The organism is Variovorax sp. PMC12, assembly GCF_003019815.1.
Lineage (GTDB): Bacteria > Pseudomonadota > Gammaproteobacteria > Burkholderiales > Burkholderiaceae_C > Variovorax.
On sequence record NZ_CP027773.1, the window covers coordinates 3745096 to 3758677 of the forward strand.

Here is a 13582-nt window from a genome sequence, read left to right on the forward strand (position 1 = left end):
ACCGACGGAGACACACGATGAGCCAAGCCAAGAAATTCGCCAGCCAGGCCGACATGGAAGAGAAGAAGATCACCTTCAGCCAGATCTCCGAACATGCCTGGGCCTACACCGCCGAGGGCGACCCCAACACCGGCATCGTCATCGGCGACGACTGCGTGCTGGTGGCCGACACCCAGGCCACCCCCGCCATGGCCGCCGACGTGGTGCGCCGCATCCGCGAGGTGACCGACAAGCCCATCAAGTACGTGGTGCTCACCCACTACCACGCGGTGCGGGTGCTGGGCGCGGCGGGCTACGGCGCCGAGCACATCCTGGCCAGCCAGGACACGCGCGACCTGATCGTCGAGCGCGGCGAACAGGACAAGGCCAGCGAAATCGGCCGCTTCCCGCGCCTGTTCCAGAACGTCGAGACCGTGCCCCCGGGCCTGACCTGGCCCACCATGACCTTCACCGGCAAGATGACGCTGTGGCTGGGCAAGCTCGAAGTGCAGCTCATCCAGCTGGGCCGCGGCCACACCAAGGGCGACACCGTCGTCTGGCTGCCGCAGGAACGCACGCTGCTGTCGGGCGACCTGGTCGAGTTCGGCGCCACCCCGTACGCCGGCGACGCCTACTTCAAGGACTGGCCGCAGACGCTGGACAACATCGCCGCGCTCAAGCCCGTGGCGCTGGTGCCGGGCCGCGGCGCCGCACTCACCACGCCCGAGGCCGTGGCGGAGGGCCTGACGGGCACGCGCAACTTCATCTCCGACGTGTACGCCAGCGTGCAAGAAGGCGTGAAGGCCGGCCGCGACCTGAACGCGGTCTACAAGGACACCTACGAAAAGCTCAAGCCCAAGTACAGCCAGTGGGTGATCTTCGACCACTGCATGCCCTTCGACGTGAGCCGCGCGTACGACGAGGCCTCGGGCCATGCCGATCCGCGCGTGTGGACGGCCGAGCGCGACATCGAGATGTGGAAGGCGCTCGAAGGCTGATCCCGCATCGCTCCCTCCCCCGCTGGGGGAGGGCTGGGGTGGGGGCAGGCAGAGCGCCAGTTTCGAGCGCCGTCGAGCCCCCATCCCGACCTTCCCCCAGCGGGGGAAGGAGCAAGACAAGGACAAAGGACACGGAGACAAGTACGTGATCGACTATCAAAGCCTGCGCTTCGACTACAAGCGCCACGCCGACCAGGACGCGGCGGTACCGGCGCGACACCCCGTCGTGATCGTCGGCGCCGGCCCGGTGGGCCTCACGCTGGCCATCGACCTCGCACTGCGGCAGGTGCCCGTGGTGCTGCTCGACAACGACAACACCCTGTCCAGCGGCTCGCGCGCGATCTGCTTCGCCAAGCGCACGCTCGAGGTGTTCGACCGCCTCGGCTGCGGCGACCGCATGGTCGACAAGGGCGTGTCGTGGAACGTCGGCAAGGTGTTCTTCCATGACGAGCAGGTCTACAGCTTCGACCTGCTGCCCGAGCCCGGCCACGAGCGCCCGGCCTTCATCAACCTGCAGCAGTACTACGTCGAGGGCTACCTCGTCGAGCGCGTGGCCGCGCTGCCGCTCATCGACCTGCGCTGGAACCACAAGGTGACCGGCATCGAGCAAGGCGGCGACGGCACGGTGCTGACGGTGGAAACGCCCGAGGGCGAGTACCGGCTGCATGCCGGCTACGTCGCCGCCTGCGACGGCTCGCGCTCCCCCACGCGCCAGATGCTGGGCCTGGAAGCGAAAGGCCGGATCTTCCGCGACCGCTTCCTGATCGCCGACATCACGATGGACGCGCACCTGCCCACGGAGCGCCGCTTCTGGTTCGACCCCTCGTTCCATCCCGGCCAGAGCGTGCTGCTGCACAAGCAGGCCGACGGCATGTGGCGCGTCGACTTCCAGCTCGGCTGGGACGCCGACCCGGCGGAAGAACGCAAGCCGGAGAACATCACGCCGCGCGTTCGCGCGCTGCTCGACAGCATCGGCTTCGAAGGCGTGCAGTTCCAGATCGGCTGGGCCAGCGTCTACACCTTCGCCTGTCAGCGCATGGAGCGCTTCCGCCACGGCCGCGTGCTGTTCGCGGGCGACTCGGCGCACGGCGTGTCGCCGTTCGGCGCGCGCGGCGCCAACTCGGGCGTGCAGGACGCGGACAACCTCGCCTGGAAGCTCGCGGCCGTGGTGCAGGGCCAGGCGCCCGATGCGCTGCTCGACAGCTACGCCACCGAACGCGAGTTCGCGGCCGACGAGAACATCCGCAACTCCACGCGCGCCACCGACTTCATCACGCCCAAGAGCGACGTGAGCCGCCTCTTCCGCGACGCGGTGCTGGAGCTGACCCGCCGCCATGCCTTCGCGCGCACGCTGGTCAACAGCGGGCGCCTGTCGGTGGCCACGGTGCTGCGCGATTCGCCGCTCAACACGCCCGACGCCGACGCCTTCGCCGGCACGATGGTGCCCGGCGCGGCGGCTGCCGACGCACCCGTGGCCCGCGCCGGCGGCAGCACCGGCTGGCTGCTGCGCGAATGCCATGCCGAGCGCTTCACCGCGCTGGTGTTCGGCCAGGGCGAAGCCGCCGAGCGCAGCCTGCAGGCGCTGAAGGAATGCGACCTGCCGCTGCATGTGGTGCGCGTGGAAGACGCCACGCCCGACGGCGAACTCGCCACGCGGCGCTACGACGCGCGGGCCGGCACCGTCTACCTGCTGCGGCCCGACCAGCACGTGTGCGCGCGCTGGCGCAGCCCCACGCCCACCCTCATCCGCGCGGCCGTCGACCGCGCACTGGCCAAGGCATGAAAGCCATGCAAGCACCACAGCAACTGATCACCACGCCCAACCTCGAGGCGCCCGACGATTTCTACGAGGCGCTCATCGAAGCGCACCAGGGGCTTTCCAACGAAGAGAGCCACGCCTTCAACGCCCGCCTGGTGCTCGTGCTGGCCAACCACATCGGCTCGCTGGCCGTGCTGCGCGAAGCCTTCGACGCGGCGCGCGCCGGCTGAGCCCCGGCAGTCACGCATTCCAACCTCATCGCGATTTTTCGAAAGAGAAAACACATGACCCAAGCAACCCCGCCCTCCGAACGGCGCTACCAGAGCGGCTTCGGCAACGAATACGCCTCCGAGGCGGTGCCCGGCGCCCTGCCCCAGGGCCGCAACAACCCGCAGCGCGGCCCCTTCGACCTCTACACCGAGCTGATCTCCGGCACCGCCTTCACCGCGCCGCGCCATGAGAACCGCCGCACCTGGCTGTACCGCCGCCAGCCCTCGGTGGTGTCGGGCCGCTACCAGCCGTATGCGCAGCCGCACTGGACCACCGGCGCCGACCGCGAGATCGCGCTGCCGCCCGAGCCGCTGCGCTGGCATCCGCAGCCGCTGGACGGCGCGGACGGCGTCGACTTCATCGACGGCATGCACACCATCGCGGCCAACGGCGACGCCGAGTCGCAGGTCGGCATCGGCTCGCTGATGTACCTGGCCGGCCGCTCGATGGAGCGCCGCGCCTTCGTCAACGCCGACGGCGAAATGCTGCTCGTGCCCCAGCAGGGCCGCCTGGTCGTCACCACGGAGCTGGGCGTGCTCGACGTGAAGCCCGGCGAGATCGCGGTGCTGCCGCGCGGCATGGCCTTCAAGGTGGCGCTGCCGGACGGGCTCTCGCGCGGCTACGTGTGCGAGAACTACGGTGCGCACTTCCGCTTGCCCGAACTCGGCCCCATCGGCTCGAACGGCCTGGCCAATGCGCGCGACTTCCAGGCGCCCGTGGCGGCCTTCGAAACGGAGGAAGGCGGCTACGAGATCGTCAAGAAATTCGGCGGCCGCTTCTGGCAGGCGCCGATGAAGCAGTCGCCCTTCAACGTGGTCGCCTGGCACGGCAACCTGTCGCCAGTGAAGTACGACACGGCGCACTTCATGGTGATCGGCTCGATCAGCTTCGACCATCCCGATCCGTCGATCTTCACCGTGCTGACATCGCCCAGCGACACGCCCGGCACCGCCAACTGCGACTTCGTGATCTTCCCGCCGCGCTGGATGGTGATGGAGAACACCTTCCGCCCGCCGTGGTTCCACCGCAACCTCATGAGCGAGTTCATGGGCCTGGTGCTGGGCGAGTACGACGCCAAGCCGGGCGGCTTCAAGCCCGGCGGCGCGAGCCTGCACAACTGCATGGTGCCGCACGGGCCGGACGAGGAAGCCTTCGACAAGGCCACGAATGCCGACCTCAAGCCGCACAAGCTCGACAACACGCTGGCCTTCATGTTCGAGAGCCGCTACCGCTTCATTCCCACCAACTTCGCGCTGAAAAGCAGCGCACTCGACACCGACTACGCCGACTGCTGGGCCGGTCTGAAAGATCAATTCAAAGCATGAAGACTGTTTTCACCCTCACCCGCCGCGCGGCGGCCGTCGCACTGCTGGCCGTGCCCTTCCTTGCGCACGCGGCCGACTATCCGTCGAAGCCGATCAGGTTCGTCGTGCCCTACACGCCCGGCGGCACCACCGACCTGGTGGCGCGCACCGTGGGACAGAAGGTGTCGGAGAAGCTTGGCCAGCCGGTGCTGATCGACAACCGCGGCGGCGCGGGCGGCAACATCGGCATGGACGCCGTGGCCAAGGCCGCGCCCGACGGCTACACCATCGGCTTCGGCGCCATCTCGACCAATGCGCTGAACCCGCACATCTACAAGTCGATGGCCTTCGATCCGCGCAAGGACTTCACCGCCATCAGCCTGCTGGGCACCTCGACCATCGTGCTGGAAGTGCCGGCGGCCTCGCCCATCAAGACCGTGCCCGACCTGATCGCCGCCGCCAGGAAGAACCCGGGCATGCCCTACGCCACCGCGGGCGCCGGCACCTCGATGAACCTGGCGGGCGTGATGTTCGCGCAGATGACCGGCACCGAACTCGTGCACGTGGCCTACAAGGGCAGCGGTCCCGCCATCACCGACATGCTGGGCAACAACATCGGCGTGATGTTCGACAACCTGCCGGCCTCGCTGCCGCACATCCAGGCCGGCAAGCTGCGCGCGCTGGCGGTGGCGGGCCCGGCGCGCTCGCCCTCGCTGCCCGACGTGCCGACCATGGCCGAGGCGGGCCTGAAGGGCTATGCGCTGGAGCCGTGGTTCGGCGTGTACGGCCCGGCCAACCTGCCGGCGCCGGTCGTCAAGGCGCTGAACGAAGCTTTTGTCGAAGCGCTCGCCATGCCTGACGTGAAGGCCAAGCTGGCACAGGCCGGCTTCTCGCCGCGCGGCTCGACGCCGCAGGAGCTCGCGAAGCTGAGCGACACCGAATACAAGCGCCTGGGCGAAGTCGCCAAGAAGGCCGGCATGTCGGCAGATTAAGGCTCGCCCCCAGGCTTGCCCACTTCGTGTGGCTGCCAACCCCCTACCGGGGGCAACACCTGCGGCCCGGCAAAGCCGGTTCCGCGGTGTTTCCCGAACGAACCCCAGGCTGCATAGAACATTTGCTTGAAAGACACACATGACCGCACTGAACGCCACCCATGACCCGAAGCTGCGCAGCTGGGTCGCCTCGGCCAACGAGGCCGGCAACGACTTCCCCATCCAGAACCTGCCCTTCGGCCGCTTCCGCGCCGCGGGCAGCAGCGAGGCCTTCCGCATCGGCGTCGCCATCGGCGACCAGGTGCTGGACCTGCGCGCCACCGGCCTCGTCGATACCGACGACATGAACGTGCTGATGAACGCCAGCGTGAAGGACCGCCAGGCCCTGCGCGCCGCCATCTCGGCCGGCCTGGCCGAAGGCAGCGACAAGCAGGCCGCATGGTCGAAGGCGCTGCTGGCGCAGGCCAAGGCCGAGATGACGGTGCCATGCCGCATCGGCGACTACACCGACTTCTACACCGGCATCCACCACGCGACCACCATCGGCAAGCTGTTCCGCCCCGACCAGCCGCTGATGCCCAACTACAAGTGGGTGCCCATCGGCTATCACGGCCGCGCCTCGTCGATCGGCATCAGCGGCCAGAGCTTCAAGCGCCCGCAGGGCCAGACCAAGGCGCCGGACGCGGAGACGCCCAGCTTCGGCCCTTGCAAGCGGCTGGACTACGAACTGGAGCTGGGCTTCCTGGTCGGCCAGGGCAATGCGCAGGGCGAGCCGATCGCCATCGGCGAGGCGGAAGACCACCTGTTCGGCGTGACGCTGCTCAACGACTGGTCGGCGCGCGACATCCAGGCCTGGGAATACCAGCCGCTCGGCCCCTTCCTGTCGAAGAACTTCGCGAGCACGCTGTCGCCGTGGATCGTGACGGCCGAGGCGCTGGCGCCGTTCCGCGCCAAGTTCGAGCGGCCCGCCGGCGACCCGCAGCCGCTGCCCTACCTCGACTCGCCCGCCAACCGCGAAAGCGGCGCGCTCGACATCACGCTCGAAGTGCTGCTGCAGACCGCGAAGATGCGCGCGGCCGGCGAGGCGCCCGTGCGCCTCACGCGCAGCAACACCACCCAAGCCGCCTACTGGACCGCCGCGCAGCTCATCGCGCACCACACGGTGAACGGCTGCAACCTGCAGCCGGGCGACCTGCTGGGTTCGGGCACGCTGTCGGGCCCCGGCCCCGGCGAGGCGGGCTCGCTGATCGAGCTGACGCTGGGCGGCAAGCAGCCGATCACGCTGGCGAACGGCGAGAAGCGCACCTTCCTGGAAGACGGCGACACGCTGGTGATCCGCGGCTACTGCGAACGCGCCGGCGCCGTACGCATCGGCCTGGGCGAAGTCAGCGGCACGGTGGTCTGATTGCTCAGGGCGCGGTGGCGGGCGTCGTCGTTGCCGCGGCCGGCCATGCCACTTCGCTCGCCACGCGCGGCTTGCCGATCGGCGCGGTCGCCTTGCCGATCTTGATGGCCGCCAGGTCGGCCTCGCTGGGGTACTGGTTGGCGAGCCAGTAGTCGAACACCCGCCGCGCGATGGGCGCCGCGGCGCCCGCGCCCCAGCCCGCGTTCTCGACGATCACGGCAATGGCGATCTTCGGGTCGTTCACCGGCGCGAAGCCCATGAACAGCGCGTGGTCCCGCTGGTGCTCTTCGAGCGCGCGGGCGTTGTACTTGGTGTTCTGGGCCTGCGTCACGGCCTGCGCAGTGCCCGTCTTGCCCGCCGCCTGGTAGGCCGCGCCCGCGAACACGCCGCGCGCCGTGCCGCTGGTGACCACGCTGGTCAGGCCCTCGCGGATCACCGAGATGGCCGACGCCGTGTAGCCGAGGTTTTCCGCCGGCGGCTGCGGCATCGGCACCACCTGCCCGCTCACGGTGTTGCGCGTGGCCAGCACGAGGTGCGGCTTGTGCTTGAGACCGCCGTCCGCCACGATGGCCGTGGCCTGCGCCAGCTGCAGCATCGTGAAGTTGTTGTAGCCCTGCCCGATACCCAGCGAGATGGTCTCGCCCGCATACCACTTCTTGGCCTCGGGGCGCTTGTAGGCGTTGCGCTTCCACTCGGTGCTCGGCAGCACGCCGCGCACTTCGCCGCCCAGGTCGATGCCGGTGATCTGGCCGAAGCCCAGCGGCTTCATGGAGTCGTGGATCAGGTCCACGCCCATCTCGTTGGCCAGCGAGTAGAAATAGATGTTGCTCGACAGCTGGATAGCGCGGCGCATGTCGACGCCGCCCAGGTTGCCTTCGGGGCTGCCGAAGCGGTGGCCGCCGAAGTTGAAGTAGCCGGGGTCGTTCACCACCACGCTGGGACCGCGCTTGCCGGTCTGCAGCGCCGCCAGCGCCATGAAGGGCTTGTAGGTGGAGCCGGGCGGGTAGGTGCCGCGCAGCGCGCGGTTCAGCAGCGGCTTGTCGATGGATTCGGTGAGCGCCGCCCAGCTCTCGTTGTCGATGCCTTCGACGAACAGGTTGGGGTCGAAGGTGGGCTTGCTCACGAAGGCCAGCACCTCGCCGGTCTTGGGGTCGATGGCCACCACCGCGCCGCGGCGGTCGCCGTACATGTCCTCGATGAGCTTCTGCAGCTTGATGTCGAGCGACAGCATCACGGTGTTGCCCGGCGTGGCCGGATGGCTGGCCAGGCGGCGCACGGCGCGCCCGCCGGCGGAGGTTTCCATCTGCTCGACGCCGGTCTGGCCGTGCAGCGTCTTTTCGTAGCTCTGCTCGATGCCGAGCTTGCCGATGTAGTCGGTGCCCTTGTAGTTGGCCTGCTCTTCCTCGTCCCAGTCTTCCATCGCGGTCTTCTCGCGCTGGTTGATGCGGCCGATGTAGCCGAGCACGTGCGAGGCCAGCTCGCCCTGCGGGTAGTTGCGGAACAGCCGCGCCTTGATTTCCACGCCCGGGAAGCGGTAGCGCTGGGCCGCGAAGCGCGCCACCTCTTCATCGCTCAGGCGGGTGCGGATGGGGATGGAATCGAAGCTGCGCGAGTCTTCGCGCAGGCGCTTGAAGCGGCGGCGGTCGCGTGGCGACACTTCGAGCACCTGGGTCAGGCTGTCGATGGTTTCCTCGACGTCGTTGACCTTGGAAGGCGTGATCTCCAGCGTGTAGGCCGAATAGTTGGAGGCCAGCACGATGCCGTTGCGGTCGAGGATCAGGCCCCGGTTCGGCACCACCGGCACCACCGCCGTGCGGTTGCTCTCGGCCTGCTCGGCCAGGTCTTCGTGGCGCGTGACCTGCAGGTACACCAGCCGCGCGCACAGCAGCCCGAAGGCGAACAGCACCGCCAGCCCGATGACGATCACCCGGCGCTTGAAGCGCGCGAGGTCGGCGGCGACGTTGCGGATTTCGGTCATGGCGGTGGGAGCTTAGGCGCGCGCAGGTGCGATGGCAAATGGGAGCCGAATGCCGCACGAAAGCAGGACGGATTGACTGGGGAACACCGCGGAACGGGCTTTGCCCGGCCGCCGGTGTTGCCCCCGGCGAGGGGGTTGGCGAAGCGACACGAAGTGCGCGGAGCCTGGGGGCGAACTCATAGCGGGCGGTTCTCGTCGGGTTCCGGGGTGCGGCGCTGCGGGGCAAGTAACAGTGCGGTGGCCAGGGGCCAGAGCGCGGCCTCGATGGCCGGTGAGATCAGCACCGTCCAGCCCGGGAACACGCCGCCGCCGATCATCCGCGTGACGACCTCGATCAGCTGCGACAGCGCAAAGAGCGGCAGCACCTGCAGCGCCTGCGACAGCACCGGATACCAGAGCAGGCGCCGGTGGATGGTGATCGCGAAGAAGCCCAGCGTGGTGTAGGACAGCGCATGCTGGCCGAGCATGGACGACTGGTGCACGTCCATGCACAGGCCGAAGACGAAGGCCGCGCCGATGCCCACGCGGGCGGGCTGGTGCACGCCCCAGAACACGATCACCAGCGCCAGCAGGTCGGGCATCCAGACGGCGCGGCCGATCGGCACCATGTTGACGAGCAGCGCCACCACGAGGCTGGTCCACATGAAGAAGGGGCTGACGGGCAGCAGGAGCTGCTGCTGGCCGGGACGCTTGATCATCGACGTTCTCCCGGCTTCTTTTCGTTCTTGCCCGCGCCGGGCTTGCCTTCCGGCCGCTTGCGCTGGGCGGTGGCGGGCGGCGCGGGCGGCGGCGCGGTGGGCGCGCCGGTGGGCTCGAGCACCAGCACGTAGCGCGCGGCCGTCACATGGGCCAGCGGCACACAGTAGATGCGGGCGAAGGCCGAATCGGCGCGGCGCTCGATGCGTTCGATCTTCGCGACCGGCAGGCCGGTGGGGTAGATGCCGTCGACGCCGCTGGTGGAGAGCAGGTCGCCCTCCTGCAGGTCGGCATTGGCGGCCATGAAACGCAGCTCCAGGCCGCCGCCGTGGGCCGACGCATCGCCGAAAGCCACGCTGCGCACGCCGGTGCGGGTGTTCTGCACGGGAATGGCCAGGTCGCGGTCGATCACCAGCGTGACCTCGCTCGTGAAGGGCAGCACCTGCGTGACCTGGCCCAGCACGCCGCGCGCGTCGATCACCGGCGAGCCGGCCACCACGCCCTGGGTCATGCCCTGGTCGATCACGATCTTGCGGGTGTAGGGGTCGGCCGCGTCGTACAGCACCTCGGCCGCGCGGCCCGGCGTGGTCGTGGCCTGGCGCAGCTCGAGGAGTTCGCGCAGGCGGGCGTTGTCCTGGGCCAGCGTGTCGGCCTGCGCGGCGCGCTCGGCCTGCATCATGAGCGCCTTGCGGGCGTCGGCCTCGTTGCGCTGGGCGGTCTGCAGGTCTTCGAGGTAGCGGCCGCCGCCCAGCAGGGCCTGCACCGGCTTGAGCGCCACCCATTGCACCGGGTACAGCACCGCGCCGATGCCCGCGCGGATGGGCTGCACGATGTGGAAGCGTGCGTCGGCCACCATGAGGAACAGGGCCAGCGCGCCGAAGAAGATCAGCTTGCTGAGTGCCGACTGCCCCTGGTTGAACAGGGGTGGCGCTGTGCGATCAAGCGTGCCCAGGGGCATGAATTCGGCCTAGTTTTCACCGCGCCATGCGCGAGTTACGGCACAAGAAATTAACACATCACGATGCCAGAAATACCGCGGAACCGGCTTCGCCGGGCCGCCGGTATTGCCCCCTGCAAGGGGGTTGGCGCAGCGACACGAAGTGCGCGAAGCCTGGGGGTGTGCCTCGATTATTCGCTCGTGAAGATGCTGCCCAGGCGGTCCATGCGCTCCAGCGCGATGCCGCAGCCGCGCACCACGCAGGTCAGCGGGTCTTCGGCCACCAGCACCGGCAGGCCGGTTTCCTCGGCCAGCAGGCGGTCGAGGTCGCGCAGCAGCGCGCCGCCGCCGGTGAGCATCATGCCGCGCTCGGCGATGTCGGCGCCCAGTTCGGGCGGCGTCTGTTCGAGCGCGTTCTTCACGGCCGAGACGATGTTGTTGAGCGGATCGGTCAGGGCTTCCAGCACTTCGTTGCTGCTGATGGTGAAGCTGCGCGGCACGCCTTCGGAGAGGTTGCGGCCCTTGACTTCCATTTCCTTGACTTCGGAGCCCGGGAAGGCCGAGCCGATGTTCTTCTTGATGACTTCGGCCGTCGGCTCGCCGATCAGCATGCCGTAGTTGCGGCGGATGTAGTTGATGATGGCTTCGTCGAAGCGGTCGCCGCCCACGCGCACGGAGCCCTTGTAGACCATGCCGCCCAGCGAGATGACGCCCACTTCGGTGGTGCCGCCGCCGATGTCCACCACCATCGAGCCCGAGGCTTCGCTGACGGGGAGGCCGGCGCCGATGGCCGCGGCCATGGGTTCCTCGATGAGGTAGACGGAGGTGGCGCCTGCCGCCTCTGCCGCGTCCTTGATGGCGCGGCGCTCGACCTGGGTGGAGCCGCAGGGCACGCAGATGATGATGCGCGGGCTCGGCGTGAGCAGCGTGCGCGGGTGCACCATCTTGATGAACTGCTTGATCATCTGCTCGGTGATCACGAAGTCGGCAATGACGCCGTCCTTCATCGGGCGGATCGCCTCGATGTTGCCGGGCACCTTGCCCAGCATGGCCTTGGCTTCGCGGCCGACGGCCTGGATCACCTTCTTGCCGTGGGGGCCGCCTTCATGGCGGATCGCCACGACGGACGGTTCGTCCAGCACGATGCCCTTGTTGCGGGCGAATATCAGGGTGTTGGCGGTGCCGAGGTCGATCGCAAGGTCGGTGGAAAAGTACCGACGGAAAGCTCCAAACATGTGCGGAATCCTCTGAGCACGGCCTGCGCATCGGCAGGTCGTCGCTCTATTTTTTGGGTCGTTTGACGGGGTGAATTGATCGTTTTTGGCGCAAAAGCCGGCGCGTTCGCGGGGGTTGCGGCAAAGGCGGGATAATAACCGAATCCCCTCTGATTCCCGTATTAGCACCGGCTTCGCGGTGCGATTCCCCCTGCTTTTTTTAGCGTTCCGACCCTATGGCACTTTCCGCTTCCGATATTGCGCGCATCGCCTCTCTGGCGAGGCTGCAGCTTGCTCCCGACGAAAGCGAGCGCATGCTCAGCCAGCTCAACGGCTTTTTCGACGTCGTCGAACGCATGCGTTCGGTGGACACCTCCGGCGTCGAGCCGCTGGCCCACCCCGTGGCGGCCATCGAAGACATCACGCTGCGTCTTCGTGACGACGTGGCGAGCGAGCCCAACAATCGCGAAGCCAACCAGAAGAGCGCCCCGGCCGTCGAGGCCGGCCTGTTCCTCGTGCCCAAGGTGATCGAATGACGAGCAGCAACACCGAACTGCACCAGATGGGCGTGGTCGCGCTGGCCCAGGCGCTGGCCGACCGCAAGGTTTCGGCCGTCGAGGCCTCCCAGGCATTCCTCGGCCGCATGAAGGCCCATGAATCGCTCGGCACCTTCGTCGACGTCAACGAAGATGTCACGCTGGCCCAGGCCCGCGCCGCCGACGCGCTCATCGCCGCCGGCAATGCCCCGGCGCTGGCCGGCGTGCCCATTGCGCACAAGGACATCTTCGTCACCACCGATTTCGCCACCACCGCCGGCTCGAAGATGCTCGCGGGCTACCGCTCGCCCTTCGACGCGACCGTGGTCAAGCGCCTGGCCGAGGCTGGCGCGGTCACGCTCGGCAAGCTGAGCTGCGACGAATTCGCGATGGGCTCGGCCAACGAGAACATCGCCGTGCCCGCCGTGGGCCACGACAAGGCCGTGCCCGTGCAGAACCCCTGGAACCGCGAGCGCATTCCGGGCGGCTCCTCGGGCGCCAGCGCGGCTGCCGTGGCGGCGCGCCTGGCCCCCGCGGCCACCGGCACCGACACCGGCGGCTCGATCCGCCAGCCGGCGTCGTTCTGCGGCGTGACCGGCATCAAGCCCACCTACGGCCGCGCCTCGCGCTACGGCATGGTGGCTTTTGCGTCGAGCCTGGACCAGGCCGGCCCGATGGCCCGCTCGGCCGAAGACTGCGCGCTGCTGCTGTCGGCCTTCTGCGGCCCCGACCTCGACCGCGATTCCACCTCGCTCGACAAGCCCGCCGAGAACTTCGCCCGCTCGCTGAACGACTCGCTCGAAGGCCTGCGCATCGGCGTGCCAAAGGAGTTCTTCGGCGAAGGCGTGGCGCCCGGCGTGCGCGCGGCCATCGACGCGGCGCTCGCGCAGTACGAGAAGCTCGGCGCCAGGCGCGTCGAGGTGACGCTGCCGCGCACCGAGCTGTCGATCCCCGTGTACTACATCATTGCCGCGGCCGAGGCCTCGAGCAACCTGAGCCGCTTCGACGGCGTGAAGTTCGGCCATCGCGCCAAGGACTTCATCGACCCCGCAAGCAAGAAGAGCGCGCTCACGCAGATGTACGAACGCACGCGCGCCGAAGGCTTCGGCGACGAAGTCAAGCGCCGCATCATGATCGGCACCTATGTGCTGTCGCACGGCTACTACGACGCCTACTACCTGCAGGCGCAGAAGGTGCGCCGCATGATCGCCGACGACTTCCAGCAGGCCTTCGGTCAGTGCGACGTGATCGCCGGCCCCGCCGCGCCCACCACCGCATGGAAGCTCGGCGAACACGGCGGAGACCCCGTGGCCGACTACCTCGCCGACATCTTCACGCTGCCCGCATCGCTGGCCGGACTGCCCGGCATGAGCGTGCCCGCGGGCTTCGACGGCGGCATGCCGGTGGGCCTGCAGCTGATCGGCAACTACTTCGGCGAAGCGAAGCTGCTGAATGCAGCGCACCGCTTCCAGCAGGCCACCGACTGGCATTCGCGCACGCCGGAGGGCTTCTGA

At 68.6% G+C, this 13582-nt stretch carries 12 protein-coding genes; 8 read left to right on the forward strand and 4 right to left on the reverse strand.

Annotation, left to right across the window (positions count from 1 at the left end):
• Positions 1–17: 17 nt before the first annotated feature.
• The 6 genes from C4F17_RS17310 to fahA all read left to right on the forward strand — a co-directional run bounded on the left by C4F17_RS17310 (position 18) and on the right by fahA (position 6707).
• On the forward strand, positions 18–977 hold the full coding sequence (locus C4F17_RS17310) for an MBL fold metallo-hydrolase (RefSeq protein WP_106936061.1): 960 nt from the start codon (positions 18–20) through the stop codon (positions 975–977).
• Positions 978–1122: 145 nt separating this feature from the next.
• Positions 1123–2760: an FAD-dependent oxidoreductase gene (locus tag C4F17_RS17315; RefSeq protein WP_106936062.1), complete on the forward strand. Its 1638-nt coding sequence runs from the start codon at positions 1123–1125 to the stop codon at positions 2758–2760.
• Positions 2761–2765: 5 nt separating this feature from the next.
• Positions 2766–2966, forward strand: a complete 201-nt coding sequence (locus C4F17_RS17320) for a DUF2783 domain-containing protein (protein ID WP_081267002.1) — start codon at positions 2766–2768, stop codon at positions 2964–2966.
• Positions 2967–3020: 54 nt separating this feature from the next.
• A complete protein-coding gene (gene hmgA / locus C4F17_RS17325) occupies positions 3021–4331 on the forward strand; it encodes a homogentisate 1,2-dioxygenase (RefSeq protein ID WP_081266981.1) in 1311 nt (436 codons plus the stop codon).
• Positions 4328–5302: a Bug family tripartite tricarboxylate transporter substrate binding protein gene (locus C4F17_RS17330; RefSeq protein WP_106936063.1), complete on the forward strand. Its 975-nt coding sequence runs from the start codon at positions 4328–4330 to the stop codon at positions 5300–5302. The genes hmgA and C4F17_RS17330 overlap by 4 nt, the downstream gene beginning before the upstream one ends.
• A gap of 139 nt (positions 5303–5441) precedes the next feature.
• Complete coding sequence (gene fahA / locus C4F17_RS17335; RefSeq protein ID WP_106936064.1) at positions 5442–6707, forward strand: fumarylacetoacetase; 1266 nt, start codon at positions 5442–5444, stop codon at positions 6705–6707.
• 4 nt (positions 6708–6711) lie between these two features.
• Here fahA and mrdA read toward each other — a convergent pair whose 3' ends face one another.
• The 4 genes from mrdA to C4F17_RS17355 all read right to left on the reverse strand — a co-directional run bounded on the left by mrdA (position 6712) and on the right by C4F17_RS17355 (position 11553).
• Complete coding sequence (mrdA, locus tag C4F17_RS17340; RefSeq protein ID WP_081266984.1) at positions 6712–8685, reverse strand: penicillin-binding protein 2; 1974 nt, start codon at positions 8683–8685, stop codon at positions 6712–6714.
• 176 nt (positions 8686–8861) lie between these two features.
• Positions 8862–9383, reverse strand: coding sequence for a rod shape-determining protein MreD (gene mreD / locus C4F17_RS17345; RefSeq protein ID WP_081266985.1), 522 nt, complete (start codon positions 9381–9383; stop codon positions 8862–8864).
• Positions 9380–10339, reverse strand: coding sequence for a rod shape-determining protein MreC (gene mreC, locus C4F17_RS17350; protein ID WP_081266986.1), 960 nt, complete (start codon positions 10337–10339; stop codon positions 9380–9382). Before mreC ends, mreD begins: the two co-directional genes overlap by 4 nt.
• 170 nt (positions 10340–10509) lie before the next feature.
• A complete protein-coding gene (locus tag C4F17_RS17355; RefSeq protein WP_007833435.1) occupies positions 10510–11553 on the reverse strand; it encodes a rod shape-determining protein in 1044 nt (347 codons plus the stop codon).
• Between the two features lie 215 nt (positions 11554–11768).
• On the opposite strand from C4F17_RS17355, the gene gatC reads away from it, so the two are divergent.
• The gene (gatC, locus tag C4F17_RS17360) at positions 11769–12068 is read left to right on the forward strand and encodes an Asp-tRNA(Asn)/Glu-tRNA(Gln) amidotransferase subunit GatC (RefSeq protein WP_081266987.1); all 300 of its coding nucleotides are present in this window, start codon (positions 11769–11771) and stop codon (positions 12066–12068) included.
• Positions 12065–13582 carry an Asp-tRNA(Asn)/Glu-tRNA(Gln) amidotransferase subunit GatA gene (gene gatA, locus C4F17_RS17365; protein ID WP_106936065.1) on the forward strand — a complete coding sequence of 506 codons (1518 nt, stop codon included), beginning with the start codon at positions 12065–12067 and terminating at the stop codon, positions 13580–13582. Before gatC ends, gatA begins: the two co-directional genes overlap by 4 nt.

Bases quoted from the DNA above. Each gene is read 5' to 3' on its own strand.
- C4F17_RS17310 (WP_106936061.1), top strand. From the start codon at position 18: ATGAGCCAAGCCAAGAAATTCGCCAGCCAGGCCGACATGGAAGAGAAG.
- C4F17_RS17320 (WP_081267002.1), top strand. From the start codon at position 2,766: ATGCAAGCACCACAGCAACTGATCACCACGCCCAACCTCGAGGCGCCC.
- C4F17_RS17355 (WP_007833435.1), bottom strand. From the start codon at position 11,553: ATGTTTGGAGCTTTCCGTCGGTACTTTTCCACCGACCTTGCGATCGAC.
- hmgA (WP_081266981.1), top strand. From the start codon at position 3,021: ATGACCCAAGCAACCCCGCCCTCCGAACGGCGCTACCAGAGCGGCTTC.
- gatA (WP_106936065.1), top strand. From the start codon at position 12,065: ATGACGAGCAGCAACACCGAACTGCACCAGATGGGCGTGGTCGCGCTG.
- gatC (WP_081266987.1), top strand. From the start codon at position 11,769: ATGGCACTTTCCGCTTCCGATATTGCGCGCATCGCCTCTCTGGCGAGG.
- C4F17_RS17330 (WP_106936063.1), top strand. From the start codon at position 4,328: ATGAAGACTGTTTTCACCCTCACCCGCCGCGCGGCGGCCGTCGCACTG.
- fahA (WP_106936064.1), top strand. From the start codon at position 5,442: ATGACCGCACTGAACGCCACCCATGACCCGAAGCTGCGCAGCTGGGTC.
- mreD (WP_081266985.1), bottom strand. From the start codon at position 9,383: ATGATCAAGCGTCCCGGCCAGCAGCAGCTCCTGCTGCCCGTCAGCCCC.
- mreC (WP_081266986.1), bottom strand. From the start codon at position 10,339: ATGCCCCTGGGCACGCTTGATCGCACAGCGCCACCCCTGTTCAACCAG.
- mrdA (WP_081266984.1), bottom strand. From the start codon at position 8,685: ATGACCGAAATCCGCAACGTCGCCGCCGACCTCGCGCGCTTCAAGCGC.